Source organism: Bradyrhizobium sp., assembly GCF_016462955.1.
Lineage (GTDB): Bacteria > Pseudomonadota > Alphaproteobacteria > Rhizobiales > Xanthobacteraceae > Bradyrhizobium.
The window spans coordinates 1-6,301 of record NZ_JAEMSD010000408.1 but is presented as its reverse complement, the minus strand read 5'-3'; the positions used below and the strand labels follow the sequence as shown (position 1 = coordinate 6,301).

The 6,301-nt window shown below is 66.8% G+C and carries 8 protein-coding genes; 6 read left to right on the top strand and 2 right to left on the bottom strand.

All coding sequences use genetic code 11. The annotated features are described in order from the left end of the window. The first annotated feature begins 57 nt into the window (after positions 1-57). The 4 genes from ccmB (at position 58) to JHD07_RS29915 (ending at position 2,356) form a co-directional block, all read left to right on the top strand. Complete coding sequence (gene ccmB / locus JHD07_RS29930) at positions 58-726, top strand: heme exporter protein CcmB (protein WP_028150494.1); 669 nt, start codon at positions 58-60, stop codon at positions 724-726. Positions 727-801: 75 nt separating this feature from the next. Further along, a complete protein-coding gene (locus JHD07_RS29925) occupies positions 802-1,593 on the top strand; it encodes a heme ABC transporter permease (protein ID WP_291628691.1) in 792 nt (263 codons plus the stop codon). Next, on the top strand, positions 1,590-1,775 hold the full coding sequence (ccmD, locus tag JHD07_RS29920; RefSeq protein ID WP_291628689.1) for a heme exporter protein CcmD: 186 nt from the start codon (positions 1,590-1,592) through the stop codon (positions 1,773-1,775). Before JHD07_RS29925 ends, ccmD begins: the two co-directional genes overlap by 4 nt. Beyond that, positions 1,772-2,356 (top strand): DsbE family thiol:disulfide interchange protein, encoded by a 585-nt coding sequence (locus JHD07_RS29915; protein ID WP_291628687.1) that lies wholly within the window; start codon positions 1,772-1,774, stop codon positions 2,354-2,356. The genes ccmD and JHD07_RS29915 overlap by 4 nt, the downstream gene beginning before the upstream one ends. Before the next feature lie 113 nt (positions 2,357-2,469). Here the strand turns inward: JHD07_RS29915 and JHD07_RS29910 are convergent, their stop codons facing one another. Both JHD07_RS29910 and ftsY read right to left on the bottom strand, forming a co-directional pair. Continuing rightward, positions 2,470-3,072, bottom strand: a complete 603-nt coding sequence (locus tag JHD07_RS29910) for a septation protein A (RefSeq protein WP_291628685.1) — start codon at positions 3,070-3,072, stop codon at positions 2,470-2,472. A 122-nt stretch (positions 3,073-3,194) separates the two neighbouring features. After that, positions 3,195-4,136 (bottom strand): signal recognition particle-docking protein FtsY, encoded by a 942-nt coding sequence (ftsY, locus tag JHD07_RS29905; RefSeq protein ID WP_291628683.1) that lies wholly within the window; start codon positions 4,134-4,136, stop codon positions 3,195-3,197. Between the two features lie 44 nt (positions 4,137-4,180). On the opposite strand from ftsY, the gene JHD07_RS29900 reads away from it, so the two are divergent. Together JHD07_RS29900 and JHD07_RS29895 are read left to right on the top strand one after the other, a co-directional pair. Next, on the top strand, positions 4,181-4,882 hold the full coding sequence (locus tag JHD07_RS29900; protein ID WP_291628681.1) for an RluA family pseudouridine synthase: 702 nt from the start codon (positions 4,181-4,183) through the stop codon (positions 4,880-4,882). Positions 4,883-5,116: 234 nt separating this feature from the next. Next, positions 5,117-6,226: a DUF2336 domain-containing protein gene (locus JHD07_RS29895; RefSeq protein ID WP_291628679.1), complete on the top strand. Its 1,110-nt coding sequence runs from the start codon at positions 5,117-5,119 to the stop codon at positions 6,224-6,226. Positions 6,227-6,301 lie beyond the last annotated feature (75 nt).

The following is a 6,301-nucleotide window of genomic DNA, read 5'->3' as shown; positions in this document are numbered from 1 at the left end:
GAGCGCAGTTTGCCTGTGGCGCGAGGTGCCGGTTCGTGAGACTGCCGGAGCCGCCCCATGACCGCCCTGTCCGCCCTGATCCGCCGGGACATCCGGATCGCGCTGCGCGTCGGCGGCGGGGCGCTGATCGGGGTGCTGTTCTTCCTCACCGTCGTCGTGCTGATGCCGTTCGCGGTGGGGCCGGACCTGGCACTGCTGTCACGGCTGGGACCTGCGATCCTGTGGCTCGGCGCGCTGCTGGCGAGCCTGCTCACCCTGGACCGGCTGTTCATGGCCGACCATGAGGACGGTTCGCTCGACCTGATCACGATGAGCCGGACGCCGCTGGAGCTCGCCTGTGCCGCCAAGGCGCTGGCGCATTGGCTGGCGGCGGGCCTGCCGCTGATTGTCGCAACCCCCGTGCTGGGCTTGCTGCTCAACCTCGATATGGTCGCGACCGGCGCGGTCGCCCTGACGCTCTTGGCGGGTACACCCGCCCTCACCTTCACCGGCATGATCGGGGCCGCGCTGGCGGTGACGCTGCATCGCGGCGGGCTCTTGATGGCCGTGCTGGTGCTGCCGCTATCGATTCCGGTGCTGATTTTCGGCGTTGCGGCCTCGCAGGCGGTGATCGTCGGTCCCATGACGTTCGGCGCGCCGTTTTCGATCCTGTGCGCGCTGTCGCTGGTCAGCCTGGTGATCGGCCCATTCGCAGCGGCGGCGAGCCTGCGCCACGGACTGGACTGATTTGACCCCGATCAACTTTCGCATCGGGCTTTCGTGCTGATTGCCTGCGGGCACCCTCCCGATTATCAGGATACCATGTCGCTGATCGACCTCGCCAACCCCACACGGTTCCTCGCGCTGACGGCGCGGGTCCTGCCGTGGCTCGCGGCCGCGACCGTCATCCTGCTCACGATCGGTCTCTACCAGGCCGCCCAGGCGCCCGACGACTATCAGCAGGGCGCGACGGTCAAGATCATGTTCATCCACGTGCCCAACGCCTGGCTTTCGATGTTCGTGTGGGGCGTGATGAGCATCGCCTCGCTGGGCACGCTGGTGTGGCGCCATCCGCTCGCCGACGTCTCCGCGAAAGCCGCTGCTCCGATCGGCGCCGCCTTCACCTTCCTCGCACTGCTCACGGGCTCGCTCTGGGGCCGGCCGATGTGGGGCACCTATTGGGAATGGGATGCACGGCTGACCTCGGTGCTGATCCTGTTCCTGATGTATCTCGGCCTGATGGCGCTGTGGCGTGCGGTCGACGATCCCTCGCGCGCGGCGCGCGCCGCCGCGGTGCTGACGCTGGTCGGCGCGATCAACCTGCCGATCATCAAGTTCTCGGTCGACTGGTGGAACACGCTGCATCAGCCGGCCTCGGTGATGCGCGTGGGCGGCTCGGCGCTCGACAAGTCGTTCCTGATTCCGCTGCTCGTGATGGCGGTCGCCTTCACGCTGCTGTTTGTCACGCTGCATCTGGCAGCGATGCGCAACGAGATCCTGCGCCGGCGTGTCCGCTCGCTGCAGATGATGCAGGCCAGCCGCATGGCGTATTCGAGCGAAGCGGCCGCCGGTTCGCGTCAAGAAAACGCGTCGAACGAAGTTGGGGCAGCATGACGATGTCGCTTGGTCCCTACGCCTCGTTCATCGTGATGTCCTATGCCGCGGCGGCGCTCGTGGTCGCGATCCTGATCGGCTGGGTCATGCTCGATTACCGCAGCCAGACGCAGCGCCTGCGCGAGCTCGAGCAGCGCGGCATCACCCGCCGTTCGGGCCGCGGCGCGACGGAGCTGCGATGAGCGACCAATCGAGCCCCGCGCCGCCGCAGCGACGCACCTTCCTGATGGTGCTGCCGCTGATCGCCTTCCTTGCCCTGGCGCTGCTGTTCTGGTTCCGGCTCGGCAGCGGCGACATCTCGCGGATTCCTTCCGCGCTGATCGGCCGGCCCGCGCCGCAGACGGTGCTGCCGCCGCTCTCGGGATTGCAGGACAACGGGGCGCCGGTGCCGGGCCTCGATCCCGCCGCGTTCAAGGGCAAGGTCACCCTGGTCAATGTCTGGGCGTCCTGGTGCGTGCCGTGCCACGACGAGGCGCCGCTTCTGACCGAGCTCGCCAAGGACAAGCGATTCCAACTCGCCGGCGTCAACTACAAGGACGCCGCCGACAATGCGCGCCGCTTCCTCGGCCGCTACGGCAACCCGTTCAGCCACGTCGGCGTCGATGCCAACGGCCGCGCCTCGATCGAATGGGGCGTCTATGGGGTGCCCGAAACCTTCGTCGTCGGGCGCGAGGGCACCATCGTCTACAAGCTGGTGGGGCCGATCACGCCGCAGAACCTCAAGACCGTGCTGATGCCGGAGCTGGCGAAGGCGCTGAAGTAATCACTGTCATTCAGGGGCGGCTCGCAGAGCCGAACCCGCAATCTCGAGATTCTATGGTGCGCAATTGCGCACCATAGTTCACGCTTCGCGTGCCCCGGAATGACTCAAACCGACTACCCCTTGCTCACGTCCCCCGCCTCGGTCTCGCTCCGCTCCAGCGACACCGGCTCGAGATGGTAGCGCTTGGTCAGCGGTAGCTGGGCGATCGCGAAGATCATGGTCACCGTGGTCACGCCGAACACCTTGAAGTTCACCCAGAAGTCCGTGGTTTGGGTGCGCCAGACGATTTCGTTCAGCACCGCCATGCCGGCGAAGAACAAGGCCCAGCGCAGCGTGAGGATGCGCCAGCCTTGCGGCGTCAGGTTGAACACCTGGTCGAACATCACGGCGATGAAGGAACGGCCGAACAGCAGGCCGCCGCCGAGGATCGCGGCGAACAGGCCGTAGATGATGGTGGGCTTGACCTTGATGAAGGTCTCGTCGTGCAGCACCAGTGTCAGCGTGCCGAACACCAGGACGACCACGCCCGTCACGATCGCCATGATGGGAATGTGACGCGTCATCACATAGGACGCGACCAACGCAATTGCGATCGCCACCATGAAGGCGCCGGTCGCGGCGAACAGGTTGAACTTCGCGTTGACGAAGAAGAACACGAGCAGCGGACCGAGTTCGGTCGCGAGCTTGAACAGCGGATGCGGCTGGGTCTTGTCCATTCTCTCTTCCGTCTCTCTCATCCTTCGAGACGACCGCTTCGCGGTCTCCTCAGGATGAGGATCTCATGTGTGGTACGACCTCATCCTGAGGAGCCGCGCAAGCGGCGCCTCGAAGGATGACGCTATTCGATTCCGGCGATGGCGCGGGCGAAGTCGCGCGCAGTGAAGGGCGCGAGATCGTCGACGCCTTCGCCGACGCCGATGAAGTGAACCGGCAGCTTGAACTTCTCCGCGAGCGCCACCAGGATGCCGCCGCGCGCGGTGCCGTCGAGCTTGGTCATCACGAGGCCGGTGACCCCGGCGGTGCGATGGAAGGCCTCGACCTGCGACAGCGCGTTCTGGCCGACAGTAGCATCCAGCACCAGCAGCACGGCATGCGGCGCAGTGTCATCCACCTTGCGGATGACGCGCACGACCTTCTCGAGCTCGTTCATCAGCTCGGCCTTGTTCTGCAGGCGGCCGGCGGTGTCGATCAGGAGCACGTCGATGGCCTGCTCCCTGGCCGCGGTGAGCGCGTTGAAGGCAAGGCTCGCCGAATCCGAGCCTTGCGCGCCCGCGATGACGGGCGTCTTGGTGCGCTCGCCCCAGACCTTGAGCTGCTCGATCGCCGCCGCACGAAAGGTGCCGGCGGCGAGCATCACCTTGCGGCCTTCCGAGGCGAATTTCTGCGACAGCTTTCCGATCGTCGTGGTCTTGCCCGAGCCGTTGACGCCGACGACGAGAATGACGAACGGCTTCCTGGCCGCGTCGATCACGAGAGGCTTCGCCACCGGCGCCAGCACCTTCTCGACCTCGGTCGCGACGACGTCCTTGACCTCGTCCGCCGAGATCGCCTTGTCGTAGCGCCCGGTACCGACGGCGTCCGCGATCCGCACCGCGACCGAGGTGCCGAGGTCGGCCCGCAGCAGCACGTCCTCGATGTCGTCGAGCATGGCGCGGTCGAGCTTGCGCTTGGTGACGAGATCGGCGACCGCCGTGCCGAGCGAGGACGAGGTGCGCTTCAGCCCGTTGGACAGGCGGCGCCACCAGCTCAGCTTGGGGGTCTCGGAAGTGGTATCGTTCATGGAGGCGTGTTAGCCGTTCCCGCTTCCAAACGAAAGTCTTGCCATTGCTCGATGTTCCCCAATTGACCGCTGACGAGATCTTGAGCCGCGTGCTCCATCGCGACGGGCTGATGCTGATCATCGACAAGCCGGCCGGCCTGCCGGTGCATCGCGGCCCCAAGGGCGGGCCGAACCTCGAGGATTCCTTTGGCGCGCTTTGCTTCGGCCTGCCGCGACCGCCGGTGCTGGCCCACCGGCTCGACAAGGACACCTCCGGCTGCCTCGTGCTCGGCCGCCATCGCAAGGCGACCGCCTCTCTCGGCCTCTTGTTCAAGCACGGCAAGATCGGCAAGACCTATTGGACCGTGGTCGAGGGCGGGCCGGTCGAAGACGAAGGCACCATCGACATGCCGCTTGGCCGGCTCAATGCCGAGCGCGGCTGGTGGCAGAAGCCGGACCCGGACGGGCAGAAGGCGGTCACCAACTGGAAAGTGATGGGCCGGGGCGAGGGCCTGACCTGGCTCGCCATGGAACCGGTGACCGGCCGGACCCACCAATTGCGGGTGCACGCGGCCGCGAGCGGCTGGCCGATCTTCGGCGATAACATTTACGGCAACGGCCCGCGCTTCGGCGAACCGAAGCTGCACCTGCACTCCCGCGAGATCGTGGTGCCGATCTCCCGCAACAAGGAGCCGATTCGCGCGGTTGCGCCGGCCCCGCCGCACATGCAGGAAAAGCTCAGGGCCTGCGGCTGGAATGGAGAGTGATAGACGCTCATGGTGAGGAGGCGCATCGGCGCCGTCTCGAACCATAGAGGCCCCGTTGCCGCATCTGGCACGTGGCCATCCTTCGAGACGCCCGCTTCGCGGGCCCTCAGGATGAGGAGCGGAGTGGTGCTCCGCTATGGACCCGTGGTTTACCAAACCTTCAGCGCTCGCCGCTAATGATGGCGGTTGCTTAGAACAAGCTTCCGTCAATCCGCTCAGGACGAGCAGCGCGCGATGACCACGGCCGGGCTATCGATCATCGACGAGGTCGAATCTGCGATTCGGCTCGGATCGGCGGAAAAGGGCCTGGAAACGGCCCGGCGCGTCACCGCGCTGTTCCTGTCCTCTGCCGGCAAGTTCGACGACGAGCAGATCGCGCTGTTCGACGACGTGCTCGCGCGCCTGATCGGCACCATCGAGCTGCGTGCCATAGCCGACATCGGCGCCCGCGTCGCGCTTGCCGAAATCAGCGCGCAGCTCGCACCGATCGCGCAGGCGCCGCCCTCCGTAATCCGCCGCCTCGCCAACAATGACGAGATCCGCATTGCCGGTCCCGTGCTGCAGGAATCCGCCCGCCTCGACGATGACGAGCTGGTGAAGATCGCCTCAGTCAAGGGCGAGCCACATCTGCTCGCGGTCGCCGGCCGCTGGTGGCTGAAGGAGATCGTCACCGACGCGCTGCTGGCGCGGCGCTATCCCAGCGTCAGCCGGCGGCTCGCCGCCAATCCCGGCGCGCGCGTCTCGGGCAACGGATTTGCGGTCATCGTCGGCCAGGCCGAAAGCGATCCGGAGCTCGGAGTCAGCGTCGGCGTTCGCGTCGATCTGCCGTCGGATCTGCGCCGGCAGTTGCTGCGTTCGGCGACCGATGCCGTGCGCACCCGCCTGCTGTCCCGCGCCCCGCCGCATCTGTTCGAGGAAATCCAGAGCGCGATCGCCGCCGTCACCGTCGGCGTTGCGCGCGACATGTCCGGCGTGCGCGATTTCGAAGGTGCCAAGCGCGCGATCGCGAATCTCAAGGCGAGCGGCCAGCTTAACGAAGCGACCTTGCTCGGCTTCGCCAGACAGCGGCGCTACGAGGAAACGGTGGCGGCGCTCGCGGCATTGTCGGGATCGACGGCCGAGGTGGTCCGCCCGCTGATGCAGAGTCTTCGCGACGACGGCCTCCTGGTGCCGTGCAAGGCGGCCCAGCTCAGCTGGGAGACCACGGTCGCCGTGCTCGAAAGCCGCTTTGCGACCGGTGCGATGAAGCCCGCGGATCTCGCGCGGGCGCAGGGGCATTACGCGAGAATGACGGCGGAGAACGCCAAGCGGACGCTGCGGTTCTGGCAGGTGCGGGCGTCGTAGGCTCTTCCTTCTCCCCTTGTGGGAGAAGGTGGTGCGCGTAGCGCGACGGATGAGGGGTCTCTTTCCGCGCGCGGG